We start from the raw sequence: 12858 nt of genomic DNA on the forward strand, positions 1-12858 counted from the left end.
GGCGGGGCGCCGAGCGGCGGCGTGGCCGCGGCGGGCGCCGGGGCGGCGGGGGCCGGCGCGGGACGGCTCGCGGCCGGGGCGTCGAGCCCGCCGACCTCGGCCACCTGGCCGTGGAGCAGGGTCAGGTCGGCCTGGACCCGGTGGGCCGCGGTCCGCAGGTGCTCGAGCAGGCCGGTCAGCTCGCCCTCCAGCGCCTCGACCCGCTGCAGCATCAGCGTCGTCGACTGCTGGACCGACGCGACGTGGGCCTGGGCGTCGCTGCTGGCCTGCTCGCGGGTCGCGCGGGCCTCCTCGGCCGCCTCCTCGCGGGTGCGGCGGGCGTCGGCGTCGGCATCGCCGGTGACCCGGGCGGCCTCGCCGCGCGCCTGGCGCTCGATCTCGACCGCGGTGCTCTCGGCGGCCTGGACGATCGCCCGCACCTGCTCGGACGCGGCGCTGGCCAGCGACGAGACGACGCCTGGGTCGGCGACCGCGGGGCTGACCGGCGCGGCGGCCGGGGCCGCGGGCGTGCTCTCGGCCCGCCGCTGCAGCTCCTCGACCTCGCGCGCGACGGCGGCGAGGTGCTGGTCCACGGCGGCGGTCTCGTAGCCGCGCCGGGAGATGGGGAAGTCGCGCTTCTCGATGGACTGTCGGTCGAGCGGCAAGGGGGTCCTTTCGGCCGGCAGACGGCGACGCCGCCCGCACAGCGGCGGAATCTAGCGGACGTCGTGTTGGGTTTCAGCCCGATCGGGCGCCCGCCAGCCGGGGGCCGGCGGCGGTGCGCTCCAGCAGGCCCTCGCGGCAGAGGGCGTCGATCGCCCGCGTCAGCCGCTCCGGCTCGATCGCCTCCGGCAGCGGCTCGCCGGCGGCCAGCGCGGCCACCACCCGGCCGCGGACGTAGCGATCGGTGTCCTCGAACCGGACCCGGGTGCCGGGGGCGGCGCGGGGCGGGATCACGACCCGGCCGGCCGACCGGCACCAGTCGGCGGCCGGGCAGCGGTGGCAGGCGGCGTCGCGGGCGCGGCAGACGGTCGCCCCCAGCTCCATCGCCGCCTGGTTCCAGGTGACGGCCCGGTCCGGCGGGGCGGGCAGCAGCTCGTGCGGGTCGCCGAGGCCGAGTCGCTCGGCGATCCGGACGGCGTTGGTGTCGACCGCGGCGATCCGCTCGCCGAACGCGAACGAGGCGACCGCGGCGGCGGTGTAGGGCCCGATCCCCGGCAGCGCCCGCAGGCCGGCGGCGTCGGCCGGCCAGCCGTCACGGGCGACCGCGGCGCAGGCCTCGTGCAGCCGCACCGCGCGGGCGTTGTAGCCCAGGCCGACCCACTCGGCGAGCACGTCGGGACGGTCGGCGGCGGCCAGTGCGGCGGCGGTCGGCCAGCGCTCCAGCCAGCGGCGGTAGCGCTCGACCACCCGCGCGACCTGCGTCTGCTGGAGCATCACCTCCGAGACGAGGATCGCGTACGGGTCGCGGGTCCGCCGCCACGGCAGGTCGCGGGCCCCGCGCTCGTACCAGGCGAGGATCGCGTCGACGGCCTCCTCGCGGGCGGTGGCGGGCGGGGCGCTCATCGGCGGCCGAGGCTAGATCATCGACCCGACGGCCCGCCGCCCCGGGACCGGCCCACGTGCCGCCGACGCCTCCCGCGCCGGCGGCCCGGGCATCGGCTACTTCCTGGCCGACTTCTTCTTCCCGCCCTTGCGGTTCTCGGGCAGGACGAAGGTCTTCCCGTCCTTGGTCACGCGGACCGAGAGCGAGACCTTGCCGGTGATCGGACCCGGCCGCAGCGCGCGGTAGGTCAGCTCGATCCGGCGGGTGTCGAGGCGCTTGGAGACGATGTAGGTCAGCAGCCCCTTGCGGCGGGTCTTGAGGCCGGTCTTGACCAGCGTCCGCTTGCCGTTGCGGGTCACGTGGTAGACGTCGACGCGGGCGCCGACGATCCCCTTGCCCTTGCGGTCGACGACGTAGCCGCGGATCAGCGGCCGCACGCCGTAGGCGAAGGTCCGGCTCTTCAGGTGCTGGCGGCCCTTGGGACCGGTCGGGAACCAGGCCCGGATCCGGCCGTGGATCAGCCGCTGCGGGTCGACCGCGGTGCCGCCGCCGTCGGCGTTGGCCTTCGGGAACTGGGTGGCGTAGACGGCGGTGCTGTTGCCCGCGGCGTCCTCGACCTCGATCTGGACGGTGTGGGGACCGGCCGAGAGCGACTTGTAGTTGATCGACGACTCGCGCCCGCTGACCCCCGCCGGGCAGGGCTGGGCGGCCGCGAACTCGTAGGCGTCGCCGTTGGCCGGGTCGGCGTCGGCGCAGTTGCCGTCGCCGAGGCCCTGGGTCGCGACGACCTTGCCGTCGACCCGGGTCGCGGCGCGGTAGAGCCCGCCGCCCTGGTCGGAGGCGTCGAACCGGACCCGCAGCGTGCCGCTCTTGTCGCCGTCGTCGACGACCTTGGTGCCGCTGACCCGCGGCGCCGACGTGTCACGCAGGGTGACGACCGCCTGGCCGACCGAGACGACCGTCGGGGCCGCGGTCGGGCAGCTGTCGAGCACGCCCATCGCGCAGCTCAGCTGGACGACGATGCTCGACGCGTCGAGGCCCGGCTTGCTGACCGGCGCGGCCAGCTCGGTCTGGCACTTGTCGTTCTTCTTCTCGCAGCTCTCGAGCTCCTTGGTGTTGTTGTCGGGCGCGACCCCAACAGCGTTGACCACGTAGGAGACGTTGGTGTTGGCGGTGCCGGCCAGCCCCTGCGTCGTGCGCAGCAGGTTGAGCCCGGCGACCCGCGTCCCGGCCGGCGCGTCGAAGGTCCACTTGGCCACCTGGCCGCCGCCGGCGCCCGCGTTGAGCGACAGCGAGAGCGGGCCGCCACCGCTGCAGCCGTCGGCGTACTGGGCCTGCTGCGACGCGGCCGGGGTCCAGCCGGAGAAGCCGACCGGCGCCCCCGATGGTCCCTTGCAGGCGAAGACGGAGTAGGTGCCGTCGGCGGCCGACGCGGCGGCGGGGAGGGCGGCGAGCGTGGCGAGCGCGGCCAGCAGGGCAGCGCGAAGCAGGGAACGTCGAGGCACGAGGCGAGTCCTTCGGTCCGGCATCGGGGGATGAGAGGTCGCGCGAGCGGCGCTGGCCAGCGCCGCAGGGGGTCCGCGCGAGCGCTCGACGCTAGCCAATCGCGGGCCGGGCCGGCGGGAACTGGCCGTCCGGCAGACGGCCCGGCAGAGTTAGGTCAACCGCTGCTCGAACGGGCGTCCGTACACAGCCCGGGCGGGCCTAGACGTTCGACGCATGGACGCCGTACGGCTGCCCGTCGCGCCAGCGGGCCAGCCGCTCGATCGCCTCGTCGAGGACCTCGTCGCGCTTGCAGAACGCGAACCGCACCAGCGGCCGGCCGACCTCCTCGTCGTCGTAGAAGACGACGGTCGGGACCCCGACCACGCCGGCCTGCTCGGGCAGCTGGCGGCAGAACTCGCGGCCGTCCCGGGCCCCCACCGAACGGACGTCTACGGTGGCGAAGTAGGTGCCGGCGGGCCGCAGCACGTCGAGGCCGGCCGCGGCCAGACCGGCGCAGAGCCGGTCGCGCTTGCCGGCCAGCTCGCGGGCGAGGCCGGCGAAGTAGTCGTCGGGCAGCGCCAGCGCCTCGGCCACCGCCAGCTGCAGCGGACCGTGGCCGGAGAAGGTCAGGAACTGCTTGGCCGCCGCGACCGCGTCGACCAGCGCCGCCGGCCCCGTCGCCCAGCCGACCTTCCAGCCGGTCAGCGAGAAGGTCTTGCCGGCCGAGGAGATCGTCAGCGTCCGCTCGGCCATCCCCGCCAGCGTGGCCAGCGGCAGGTGCTCGCCGTCGAAGGCCAGGTGCTCGTAGACCTCGTCGCAGATCGCGATCAGGTCGTGCTCGCGGCAGACCGCGGCGATCTGCTCCAGCTCGCCGCGGTCGAAGACCTTGCCGGTCGGGTTGTGTGGCGAGTTGAGGAGCAGGATCCGGGCCCCGTCGGCGGCCGCCCGCAGCGCCGCGACGTCGAGCCCGAAGCCCGGCGGCCGCAGCGCCACCGGCCGCCGGACGCCGCCGGCCATCGCGATGCAGGCGGCGTAGGAGTCGTAGTACGGCTCGAAGGTCACGACCGCGTCGCCGGGATCGCAGAGGCCGAGGATCGCCGCCGCGATCGCCTCGGTCGCCCCGACCGTCACCTGGACCTGGCGGTCGGGATCGAGCTCGATCCCGTGGAAGCGGCGCTGGTGGTCGGCGATCGCCCGCCGCAGCTCGGGCACGCCGCGGGCCGGCGCGTACTGGTTCGGCCCCGCCCGCAGGGCCCGCGCCGCGGCCTCGACGATCGCCGGCGGCCCGTCGACGTCGGGGAAGCCCTGGCCGAGGTTGATCGCGCCGGTGCGCTGGGCCAGCGCGGTCATCTCGGCGAAGATCGTCGTCCCGAAGCCGTCGAGCCGCTGGGCGGGCTGGTGCTGCATCCGACCAGCCTAGGCCGTCGCGGCCGGCGGCCCCGGTGGGGCGCGCGCGGTCCGGCGACGGCGGGCCATCGCTACGCCGCCTCGGGTCCGACCGGAACGATCGGATCGACCGGCGGAGGAGCGACGCGCCGGCGGCCGTGGTCGCCGACCACCGGCAGCGCGATCAGCTCCGCGCGCGGCCGGTCGCCGGCGGTCAGCACCTCGAGCGGCGGACGCTCGGTGGGACGGGGGTGCTCCTGCGGCATGGGGGTCCTCTCGACGGGGAATCGGCGCGACCTTCCTCCCCATCCTCCTCCCCCGCGCTCTCGTGCGGCTGACCCGAACCTCAACGTTCGATCAAGATCGATCGCGCGGCGGCGGCCCGTCACCGCCCTCGAACTGGCGCGCGACCCGGTCGACCATCGCCGTGCTGACCCCCAGCCGGGCGGCCAGCGCGGCGTGCGGGTCGCGCAGCCGGCGCTCGGCGTGGGCCGCCTCGGCGAGCACCTGGCGGACCGCCCGCTCGACCGCGTCGGGGCGGCGGCCGGTCGCGTCGGCCAGGTCGCCGGTCAGGGTCCGGCGGGACCCGCGACGGTCGACCACCCGCGGGGTGCCGAGCGGCGGCACCGCCAGCGGGTCGACCGCGAGCGCGGTCGGCGGCGGGGGCGGCGTGGCGGCGGTCGCGGTCGGGATCGGCTGATCGTGCGGCATGGCGGTTCCTCTCGGCGTCGGTGGGCGCGTCGATCGCCTCCGACGTTGGACCGCGTCGCTGCCCCGCAGCTCTCCCGAACCTCACGGTTGTCCCAAGATCCGCCCAACGGGGCCTGCGGTCGCGCGGCCCCGCGCCAGGAGCGCGCCAGCGCGTCGCGAGCGCCGCTCCGGTCGCCGCCGGCCGGCCTGCGAGAGTGGCGTCATGGCCCTCGATCCGGAGCTGGTGCTGCGGCTGATGGAGCTGCTCGCCGACGAGCCCGACGTCGGCGAGAAGCGGATGTTCGGCGGCCACGCCTTCCTCGTCGGCGGCCACCTGACCGTGGCCGCCTCGCGGACCGGCGGGCTGCTGGTGCGGGTCGATCCCGACGAGGCCCCCGCGCTGCTGGAGCGGGACGGGGTCGAGCCGATGGTCATGCGCGGCCGCGAGATGCGCAACTGGCTGCACGTCGCCCCCGAGGCGATCGCGACCAAGCGCCAGCTGCAGCCGTGGGTGCGGCGTGCGGTGACCTTCGTCCGCGGCCTCTGAGGCCGCGGGCCGCCGGCCGGCCGCTACGCCGCCTCGCGCCGCTCGACCACCGCCCGCAGCTCGCGCAGGTCGTCGCGCAACGCCGCCGCGTGCTCGAACCGCAGGTCCTCGGCGGCGGCCAGCATCTCCTCCTCGAGCGCGACCATCCGCTCGGTCAGCTCGCGCAGCGAGAGCTTGTCCGTCTCCTCCTGCTGGGCCCGGCGGCGCTTGCCCTTCGGCAGCTTCGACTCCGACTGCAGGAACTCGGCGATGTCGCTGACGCCCTTGCTGATCGTGGTCGGCGTGATCCCGTGCTGCTCGTTGTAGGCGATCTGGATCGCCCGCCGGCGGTCGGTCTCCTGGATCGCCGCCTCCATCGCCGCCGAGCGGCGGTCGGCGTACATGATCACCTTGCCGCCGACGTTGCGGGCGGCGCGGCCGATCGTCTGGATCAGCGAGGTCTCGCCGCGGAGGAAGCCCTCCTTGTCGGCGTCGAGGATCGCCACCAGCGTGACCTCGGGGATGTCGAGCCCCTCGCGCAGCAGGTTGACCCCGACCAGCGCGTCGAACTCGCCCAGCCGCAGGTCGCGGATGATCTGGATCCGCTCGAGCGTGTCGACCTCGCTGTGCAGGTAGCGGACCTTGAAGCCGTGCTCCAGCAGGTAGGTGGTGAGGTCCTCCGACATCTTCTTGGTCAGCGTCGTGACCAGCGTCCGCTCGTTGCGCTCGACCCGCACCCGCAGCTCGTTCATCAGGTCGTCGACCTGGTCGCGGGTCGGGCGGACGTCGATCTCCGGGTCGACGACGCCGGTCGGGCGCACGATCTGCTCGACGACCTCGCCGGCGCGGTTGCGCTCGAACTGACCGGGGGTGGCGGAGACGAAGACCAGCTGCGGGGCGATCGTCAGGAACTCGTCGAAGGTCTGCGGCCGGTTGCCGAGCGCGCTCGGCAGCCGGAAGCCGTAGTCGACCAGCGTCTGCTTGCGCGAGCGGTCGCCCTCGTACATGCCGCCGATCTGGGGCACGGTCTGGTGCGACTCGTCGAGGAAGCAGACGAAGTCCTCGGGGAAGTAGTCGATCAGGCAGTACGGCCGCTCCCCCTCCTTGCGGCCGTCCATGATCTGCGAGTAGTTCTCGATGCCGTTGCAGAAGCCCATCTCCCGCAGCATCTCGATGTCGTAGCGGGTCCGCTGCTGGAGGCGGTGGCTCTCCAGCTGCTTGCCCTCGTCCTCGAGCTGCTTGACCCGCTGATCGAGCTCGGCGCTGATCTCGGCGACCACCCGCTCCATGTGGCCCTCGGGCGTCGTGTAGTGCGACGCGGGCCAGACCGCGACGTGCTCGAGGTCGTCCTCCAGCAGCTCGCCGGTCAGCGGATCGATGTGCTGCAGCCGCTCGACCTCGTCGCCGAAGAGCACGATCCGGTAGGTCGTCTCCGCGTACTGGGGGAAGACGTCGATCGTCTCGCCCTTGACCCGGAAGGTGCCGCGCTGGAGGGCGGTGTCGTTGCGGGCGTACTGGATGTGGACGAGCTTGGCCAGCAGCTCGTCGCGGTCGACCAGGTCGCCGCGCTTGACCACGATCAGGTTGCGGTCGTAGGTCTCCGGCGAGCCGAGGCCGTAGATCGCCGAGACCGAGGCCACGATCACCACGTCGCGGCGGGCGAAGAGGGCCGCGGTGGCGGCGTGCCTCAGGCGGTCGATCTCCTCGTTGATCGCCGAGTCCTTCTCGATGTACAGGTCCTTCGAGGGGACGTAGGCCTCGGGCTGGTAGTAGTCGTAGTAGCTGACGAAGTACTCGACGGCGTTCTGCGGGAAGAAGGTCCGGAACTCGTTGCAGAGCTGCGCGGCCAGGGTCTTGTTGTGCGCCATCACCAGCGCCGGCCGCTGCAGGCGCTCGATCGTGGCGGCCATCGTCATCGTCTTGCCGGTGCCGGTGGCGCCGAGCAGCGTCGTGTACTGCGCGCCGGCCTCGACGTGGCGGACGATCTCGTCGATCGCCTGCGGCTGATCGGCCTTCGGGGTCCAACCGGAGGCGAGGCGGAACTCGGGCATCGCACCGAGAGTAGCGAGTGGCGCGGCGGTCCAGGCGAACGCTTGTTCGCCCCCGCTCGGCGCGCTACGGTCGGGGCATGTCCGCGATCGATCACCTCGACCTGGTCGTCTCCGACCTGGAGGCGAGCCTGGACTTCTACGGCGGCCTGCTGGCGCCGCTCGGCTACGTGCGCCGGAGCGAGATCGTCGGCGAGCGCGGCGAGCGCGTCGTCTACCTGGGCCACGCCACCGGCGGGCCCTCGGTCAGCCTCCGCGCCCGCCTCTCCGACGCCCACGAGGTCCCCTACGACCGCTACGGGATCGGCCTCCACCACCTGGCCTTCGCCGCCGCGTCGCGCGCCGTCGTCGACGAGCGCGCGGCCTGGCTGCGCGAGCGCGGGGCGGTGATCGAGAGCGGCCCGCGCGAGTACCAGTACACCCCCGGTTACTACGCGGTCTTCTTCCACGACCCCGACGGGATCAAGCTCGAGCTGCTGCACCGCCCGAGCGAGCGCGACCTGCTGCGCGAGGTCCGCGAGCTGGCCGCGCGGGTGGTGCAGCTGGAGGCGCGGCTGGGCTGAGGGCCGCGCCCCCGCCGCTCAGAACGGGTCGGCGGCCAGCGGCGCCCGCTCGACCCGCAGCGCGGCGTCGAGCGCGGCGACCGCGCCCGGCGTCCGCTCGTCGACCAGGCCCGCCCGCTGCAGCTCGCCGGCGGCGATCCCGCCGAGGTAGAGCGAGGCCAGGTCGCGGGCGGCGAGCGCCAGGTCGGCCGGGTCGTCGCTGCGCTCCGCGCGCAGGGTCTCCCCCGCCGCCGCCCGCAGCCGCCAGCGGCCGTCGTTGGCCGGCAGCGTCCGGTCCTCGACCTCGACCACCAGCTCGACGGCGGCCGCCACCCGCCGCTCGGCCAGCGCCGCGGGCAGGTCGACCAGCCGCAGCCAGAGCGTGTCGAAGCGGCGGCGGACCGTCAGCCGGTCGCCGTCGACGAGCATCGTCGCCAGCGGGTCGTCGAGCGGCCGCGACCAGCAGTCGATCGCCGTCGTCAGGTCGATCGCGGCCAGGTAGCGCCAGAGCGCCGCCTCGGCCGCCGGGTCGACGGCCTCCAGCTCGATCAGGGCGACGGTGCCCGGCCCGTCCTCGCCCGGCTTGACGCGGTAGGCGACGTAGCCGAGCGGCGCGTCGAGCGGGCCCAGGACGACCACCCGCGGCGGGCCCAGCTCGTCGTCGTCCTCGTCCTTCGCCGGCAGCACCTGGTCGCGCCACAGCCGCTCGTCGCGGACCAGCAGGCCGCCGCGCCGCGGCCGCACGACCCGCTCGTGGAACGGCCCCAGCAGCGGCAGCGCCTGGTCGACCGAGAGCAGCGTCAGCGGGGCCTCGGCCGGGGCGATCCGCAGCGGCAGCGGCGTCGCGGTGGTGATCCGGGTGGCCAGCGCCCGCGCCGCCGGACCGCAGCCGAAGCGGCCGTAGATCGCCGCCTCGGCCACCCACAGCGAGACCAGCGGGCGACCGGCGGCCAGCGCGTCGGCCCACAGCCGGCCGATCATCGCGGTCAGGATCCCCCGCCGGCGGTGGGTCGGCAGCACGCCGACCCAGGTCAGGCCCCAGCAGGCGACGTCGCGGCCGGCGACCGTCATCGTCTGCTCGAGCGCGGCCAGCACGCCGACCAGCCGCTCGCCGTCGAAGCTGCCGATCTTGTAGGCCGGCTCCAGGTAGCGGCGGGCGCGGGCGCGCTGGTCCTGGTCGAGCTTGCCGTGGAAGACGATCTCGTCGAGGTCGAAGACGGTCTCCAGCTCGTCGTCGGAGAGCTCGCGGACGACCAGCTCGGCCGGTGCATCGGGGGCGGCACGCATCGGTCCACCGTACGGCCGGCCCGCGGGCGCCGGCACCGCCCTTCGGAGGAGCCCGATTCCACCCTCGCGAGGTTCGAGTCCCCCGCTCCCGGGCCGGTCGCGGACGTACGCCGTACCCATCTCGGTGGACGGTGCCCACCCGCGGGCTACGATCCGCGCGTGTCGTTGCGCACCCCGACCGGCGATCCGGAGCTGCTCGCCGTCCTCCAAGCGCTCGCCGACCCCGTGCGCCTGCGGATCGTCCAGGAGCTGCGCGGCAGCGACGAGCGGCCGTGCGGGGCGTTCGCCCCCCAGCTCTCGAAGGCGACCCGCTCGCACCACCTGCGGGTGCTGCGCGAGGCGGGGCTGACCAACACCCGCAACGCCGGCACCCGGCGGCTGGTCAGCCTGCGGGCCGCCGAGATGGAGCTGCGCTTCCCCGGTCTGCTGAACGCGATCCTCGACGCCGGCGCCCGCGAGCCCGTCCTCCGCGGCTGAGCCGGCGGGCGACGCCCCGCCGCGCGCCGACCGTAGGCTTGCGGGGCGATGGCGGACGAGATCGACCCCAACTTCCCCTACGGCCTCGACCGGCCGCGGCAGGTGCGGGGCGCGGCCGGCTTCGGGATGGTGCTCGGGATCGTGACCCTGATCGCCGCCGTCGCGCTCGGCGGGCTGGAGGGCGCCAACGGCGTGATCGTGCTGGTGCTGCTGCTCGCCTGCGTGGGCGGGCTGGTGCTCAGCGCCGGCATGTTCCGGACCTCGCGCAAGACCAAGGTCCGGGCCGTCGACCGGATGCTCGACGGGCTCGACCTGCGCGGCGACGAGCAGGCGCTCGACCTCGGCTGCGGCAGCGGCCTGCTCTGCGCCGGGCTGTCGGTGCGGCTGCCGCGGGGCGCGGTGGTCGGCGTCGACGCCTGGGTCGAGAGCCACCTGCAGCCGACCGGCAAGCCGCTGGCCCGCAAGACCCTCCACGCCGCCGGCGTCAAGGGCGTCCACCTGCGGACCGGCTCGATCCGTGAGCTGCCGGTCGAGGACGCCAGCGTCGACCTGGCCGTGTCGCGCGACGCGCTGGCGCTGCTGCCGGGAGCGGCCGCCCGCGCCGAGGCCGTCGCCGAGCTGCGGCGGGTCGTCCGTCCCGGCGGTCGGGTCGCGCTGCTGGAGCCGTTCGTCACCCGCGACCTGGCCAGTCGGCTGGCCGCCGCCGGCTTCGTCGACGTCCGCCGCAGCGGCCGCTGGTGGAGCGTGATCCCGGCCCACCGGCTGCTGACCGCGCGGCGGCCGGCGGCCGGCGAGTAGCCGACCGGCGATGCCCGCCCCCGCCCCCGCCGCCGGCCGTCGCGACCGCACGCGGGCGGTGCTGCTGGGGGTCGTCGGGGTGGCGCTGGCGCTCTACGCGACGCTGGTCCTGTTCGGGCTGGCGTTCGGCATCAGCGGCGTCTGCGGCGACAACGACCGCGGCCGCAACACGGTCGCCTGCGTCAGCGAGCGGGCGGCCGGCGGGGCCGGCGACCTGCGGACGGCGCTGGCGGTGGCCGGGGTCGTGCTGGCCTGGGTCGGCAGCCCGCTCGGCTGGGCGCTCGCCTGGCGCCGGCGGTCGCCGGCGCTGGCCCTGATCGCCCCGCTGCTGTCGGTGGTGGCGTTCGTCGCGGCCAACCGGGTGGCGGAGCGGACCGTGGCGATCGACGTCGTCCGGGTCCGCGAGCTGCGGTTCGCGCAGGACGGCTGCCGGATCGACGGCGCCCCGCGCTGCGCCGACGGCCTGCGGCTGACGGTGACGCCGTCGCACCCGGTGACGGTGCGGATCTCCGCCCGCCGCGAGCCGCCGGCGGGCCTCACCACCGAGGAACTGATCGCCCGCGGCCCCGACCGCGAGGAGCTGAGCCTGGTCCCGCCCGGCGCGCGCCCACCGGACCGTGCCACCGTCTACGACGTCGCGTTGCGGGCCGGCCGCCAGCAGCTGCGGCTGCGCCCGGCGCGGACGATCGACCTCGATCCCGACCGCGAGCCTTCGCGCCACGTGCCGGCACCGCTGCGCCCCGGCCGCTACCGGGCGATGGTCGTGGTCGTCCAGGACAGCCGCGAGGCCGGCGCCGCCGACCGCGGGCCGTTCGCGCTGCCGTTCCGCATCCGGTAGTCCGTCTCCTGGTGCTACAGCTCGTGGATCAACACGACCTGATCGCGGTCGTCGCCCGGCGCGACCCGGATCGTGCGCGGGATCCGGGCCACCTCGCGGTAGCCGGCGCGGGCGTAGAAGTCCTCCAGCCCCTCGCCGCCGCGGACCGTCAGGTGCAGCATCTCGATCCCGGCCTCGCGGGCCATCTCGGCGATCCCGTCCAGCAGCACCAGGCCCAGCTGGCGGCCCTGGTGGTCGGGGTGGATCTGGACCCGCAGCACCCACCGCCAGTGCTCGGAGAGCAACCGGTCGTTGTCGGCGACGAAGGCGAAGCCGACGATCTCGGCCGTCGCCGGGTCGCGCACGACGACCAGCCAGTCGCGGCCGTCGCGGACCCGCTCCAGCGCCTGGTCGAGCGCCGGGGCCACGTCGTGCTGGTCGACCGGCGGCACGAAGCCGACCCAGCCGCCGCGGTTGGAGACGTCGACCCAGATCCGCAGCAGCCGCGCCCGGATCGCGCCGTCGATCCGGGTCACCCGCTCGACCGGGGCGTCGGCGAACCGCGGCCGATGCCCCTCGGGCGTCGCCGGGGCGCTCAATCGATCCCCAGCCGGGTCGGGTACGTGCGCCGGTAGTCGCGCTGGGCGTTGAGGACCTTCTCGACGTAGAGCCGCGTCTCCGGGAAGGGGATCCGCGCGATCGAGAACCGGCGACCGGCGGCGGCCGCCTCGTCGCCCCACTTCTGGGCGTTCTCGGGGCCGGCGTTGTAGCCGGCGATCGCCATCGGCAGGTTGCCGTGGAAGCGCTGGAGCATGTGCCGCAGCCGCCAGGCGCCGTAGGAGATGTTGACCTGGGCGGTGTGGAGGTCGCCGAGCACGAACGCGCTGCCACCCGACTGGCGGGCGATGTCGCGGGCGGTGTCGGGGGTGATCTGCATCAGCCCGATCGCGCCGGCCGACGAGACCTGGTTGTCGCGGAACCGCGACTCGGCGTAGATCACCGCCGCGATCAGGGCCGGGTCGAGGTCCTTGTCGCGCGCCTGCTGGCGGATGATGTCCTCGTGCCGCAGCGGCAGGCGGATCTCGTCGACCACCTCGGGGACGCGCGATCCGAGCACCGCCACGGCCAGGCCGACCAGCCCCAGCACGACCACCAGCGCGACCAGCATCCGCGGACCGCCGCCGCGGCGACGGGGGGCGCGACGGGGCGCCGGGCGGCGTCCGCCGCCGCGGCCGGTGGCCGTCGCCGGCCGCGGGCGGTTGCCGCCGCGGGGGGCC

The 12858-nt window shown here is 75.2% G+C and carries 14 protein-coding genes and 1 pseudogene; 5 read left to right on the forward strand and 10 right to left on the reverse strand.

The window, feature by feature from the left end; genetic code table 11:
- From SH587_RS24205 to SH587_RS24230, 6 genes and pseudogenes are all read right to left on the reverse strand, one after another.
- Window positions 1-572 (reverse strand): annotated as a pseudogene (locus tag SH587_RS24205) (hypothetical protein); the annotation flags it as partial.
- A 145-nt stretch (window positions 573-717) separates the two neighbouring features.
- A complete protein-coding gene (locus SH587_RS24210) occupies window positions 718-1545 on the reverse strand; it encodes an HhH-GPD family protein (RefSeq protein ID WP_320673236.1) in 828 nt (275 codons plus the stop codon).
- A gap of 96 nt (window positions 1546-1641) precedes the next feature.
- The gene (locus SH587_RS24215) at window positions 1642-3030 is read right to left on the reverse strand and encodes a peptidase associated/transthyretin-like domain-containing protein (protein ID WP_320673237.1); all 1389 of its coding nucleotides are present in this window, start codon (window positions 3028-3030) and stop codon (window positions 1642-1644) included.
- Between the two features lie 199 nt (window positions 3031-3229).
- Window positions 3230-4417, reverse strand: coding sequence for a pyridoxal phosphate-dependent aminotransferase (locus SH587_RS24220; protein WP_320673238.1), 1188 nt, complete (start codon window positions 4415-4417; stop codon window positions 3230-3232).
- A 71-nt stretch (window positions 4418-4488) separates the two neighbouring features.
- Complete coding sequence (locus tag SH587_RS24225) at window positions 4489-4662, reverse strand: hypothetical protein (RefSeq protein WP_320673239.1); 174 nt, start codon at window positions 4660-4662, stop codon at window positions 4489-4491.
- Window positions 4663-4753: 91 nt separating this feature from the next.
- Complete coding sequence (locus tag SH587_RS24230; RefSeq protein ID WP_320673240.1) at window positions 4754-5107, reverse strand: hypothetical protein; 354 nt, start codon at window positions 5105-5107, stop codon at window positions 4754-4756.
- A 202-nt stretch (window positions 5108-5309) separates the two neighbouring features.
- On the opposite strand from SH587_RS24230, the gene SH587_RS24235 reads away from it, so the two are divergent.
- Window positions 5310-5633, forward strand: coding sequence for a TfoX/Sxy family protein (locus SH587_RS24235; RefSeq protein ID WP_320673241.1), 324 nt, complete (start codon window positions 5310-5312; stop codon window positions 5631-5633).
- Window positions 5634-5656: 23 nt separating this feature from the next.
- Here the strand turns inward: SH587_RS24235 and uvrB are convergent, their stop codons facing one another.
- Window positions 5657-7663 carry an excinuclease ABC subunit UvrB gene (uvrB, locus tag SH587_RS24240; RefSeq protein WP_320673242.1) on the reverse strand — a complete coding sequence of 669 codons (2007 nt, stop codon included), beginning with the start codon at window positions 7661-7663 and terminating at the stop codon, window positions 5657-5659.
- Window positions 7664-7740: 77 nt separating this feature from the next.
- Here uvrB and SH587_RS24245 point away from each other — a divergent pair, with 77 nt between their 5' ends.
- Window positions 7741-8223: a VOC family protein gene (locus tag SH587_RS24245; RefSeq protein ID WP_320673243.1), complete on the forward strand. Its 483-nt coding sequence runs from the start codon at window positions 7741-7743 to the stop codon at window positions 8221-8223.
- An 18-nt stretch (window positions 8224-8241) separates the two neighbouring features.
- Here the strand turns inward: SH587_RS24245 and SH587_RS24250 are convergent, their stop codons facing one another.
- Complete coding sequence (locus SH587_RS24250) at window positions 8242-9489, reverse strand: GNAT family N-acetyltransferase (protein WP_320673244.1); 1248 nt, start codon at window positions 9487-9489, stop codon at window positions 8242-8244.
- 159 nt (window positions 9490-9648) lie between these two features.
- Between SH587_RS24250 and SH587_RS24255 the strand changes: the two genes are divergently transcribed.
- The 3 genes from SH587_RS24255 to SH587_RS24265 are packed head-to-tail and all read left to right on the forward strand — an operon-like array spanning window position 9649 to window position 11602.
- Window positions 9649-9966, forward strand: a complete 318-nt coding sequence (locus tag SH587_RS24255; protein ID WP_320673245.1) for an ArsR/SmtB family transcription factor — start codon at window positions 9649-9651, stop codon at window positions 9964-9966.
- A 48-nt stretch (window positions 9967-10014) separates the two neighbouring features.
- Window positions 10015-10764 (forward strand): class I SAM-dependent methyltransferase, encoded by a 750-nt coding sequence (locus SH587_RS24260; protein ID WP_320673246.1) that lies wholly within the window; start codon window positions 10015-10017, stop codon window positions 10762-10764.
- Window positions 10765-10774: 10 nt separating this feature from the next.
- Window positions 10775-11602, forward strand: a complete 828-nt coding sequence (locus SH587_RS24265; RefSeq protein ID WP_320673247.1) for a hypothetical protein — start codon at window positions 10775-10777, stop codon at window positions 11600-11602.
- Between the two features lie 14 nt (window positions 11603-11616).
- Here SH587_RS24265 and SH587_RS24270 read toward each other — a convergent pair whose 3' ends face one another.
- Together SH587_RS24270 and SH587_RS24275 are read right to left on the reverse strand one after the other, a co-directional pair.
- On the reverse strand, window positions 11617-12180 hold the full coding sequence (locus SH587_RS24270; RefSeq protein WP_320673248.1) for a GNAT family N-acetyltransferase: 564 nt from the start codon (window positions 12178-12180) through the stop codon (window positions 11617-11619).
- Window positions 12177-12858: lytic transglycosylase domain-containing protein (locus tag SH587_RS24275; RefSeq protein WP_320673249.1), on the reverse strand; the 682-nt coding region annotated here is incomplete at its 5' end. The genes SH587_RS24270 and SH587_RS24275, both read right to left, overlap by 4 nt.

The organism is Patulibacter defluvii (genome assembly GCF_034096925.1).
Classification (GTDB): domain Bacteria; phylum Actinomycetota; class Thermoleophilia; order Solirubrobacterales; family Solirubrobacteraceae; genus Patulibacter; species Patulibacter defluvii.

Coding starts and splice junctions, on each gene's coding strand:
- SH587_RS24210 (WP_320673236.1), bottom strand. CDS start 1,545: ATGAGCGCCCCGCCCGCCACCGCCCGCGAGGAGGCCGTCGACGCGATC.
- SH587_RS24220 (WP_320673238.1), bottom strand. CDS start 4,417: ATGCAGCACCAGCCCGCCCAGCGGCTCGACGGCTTCGGGACGACGATC.
- SH587_RS24225 (WP_320673239.1), bottom strand. CDS start 4,662: ATGCCGCAGGAGCACCCCCGTCCCACCGAGCGTCCGCCGCTCGAGGTG.
- SH587_RS24230 (WP_320673240.1), bottom strand. CDS start 5,107: ATGCCGCACGATCAGCCGATCCCGACCGCGACCGCCGCCACGCCGCCC.
- SH587_RS24235 (WP_320673241.1), top strand. CDS start 5,310: ATGGCCCTCGATCCGGAGCTGGTGCTGCGGCTGATGGAGCTGCTCGCC.
- uvrB (WP_320673242.1), bottom strand. CDS start 7,663: ATGCCCGAGTTCCGCCTCGCCTCCGGTTGGACCCCGAAGGCCGATCAG.
- SH587_RS24245 (WP_320673243.1), top strand. CDS start 7,741: ATGTCCGCGATCGATCACCTCGACCTGGTCGTCTCCGACCTGGAGGCG.
- SH587_RS24250 (WP_320673244.1), bottom strand. CDS start 9,489: ATGCGTGCCGCCCCCGATGCACCGGCCGAGCTGGTCGTCCGCGAGCTC.
- SH587_RS24260 (WP_320673246.1), top strand. CDS start 10,015: ATGGCGGACGAGATCGACCCCAACTTCCCCTACGGCCTCGACCGGCCG.
- SH587_RS24265 (WP_320673247.1), top strand. CDS start 10,775: ATGCCCGCCCCCGCCCCCGCCGCCGGCCGTCGCGACCGCACGCGGGCG.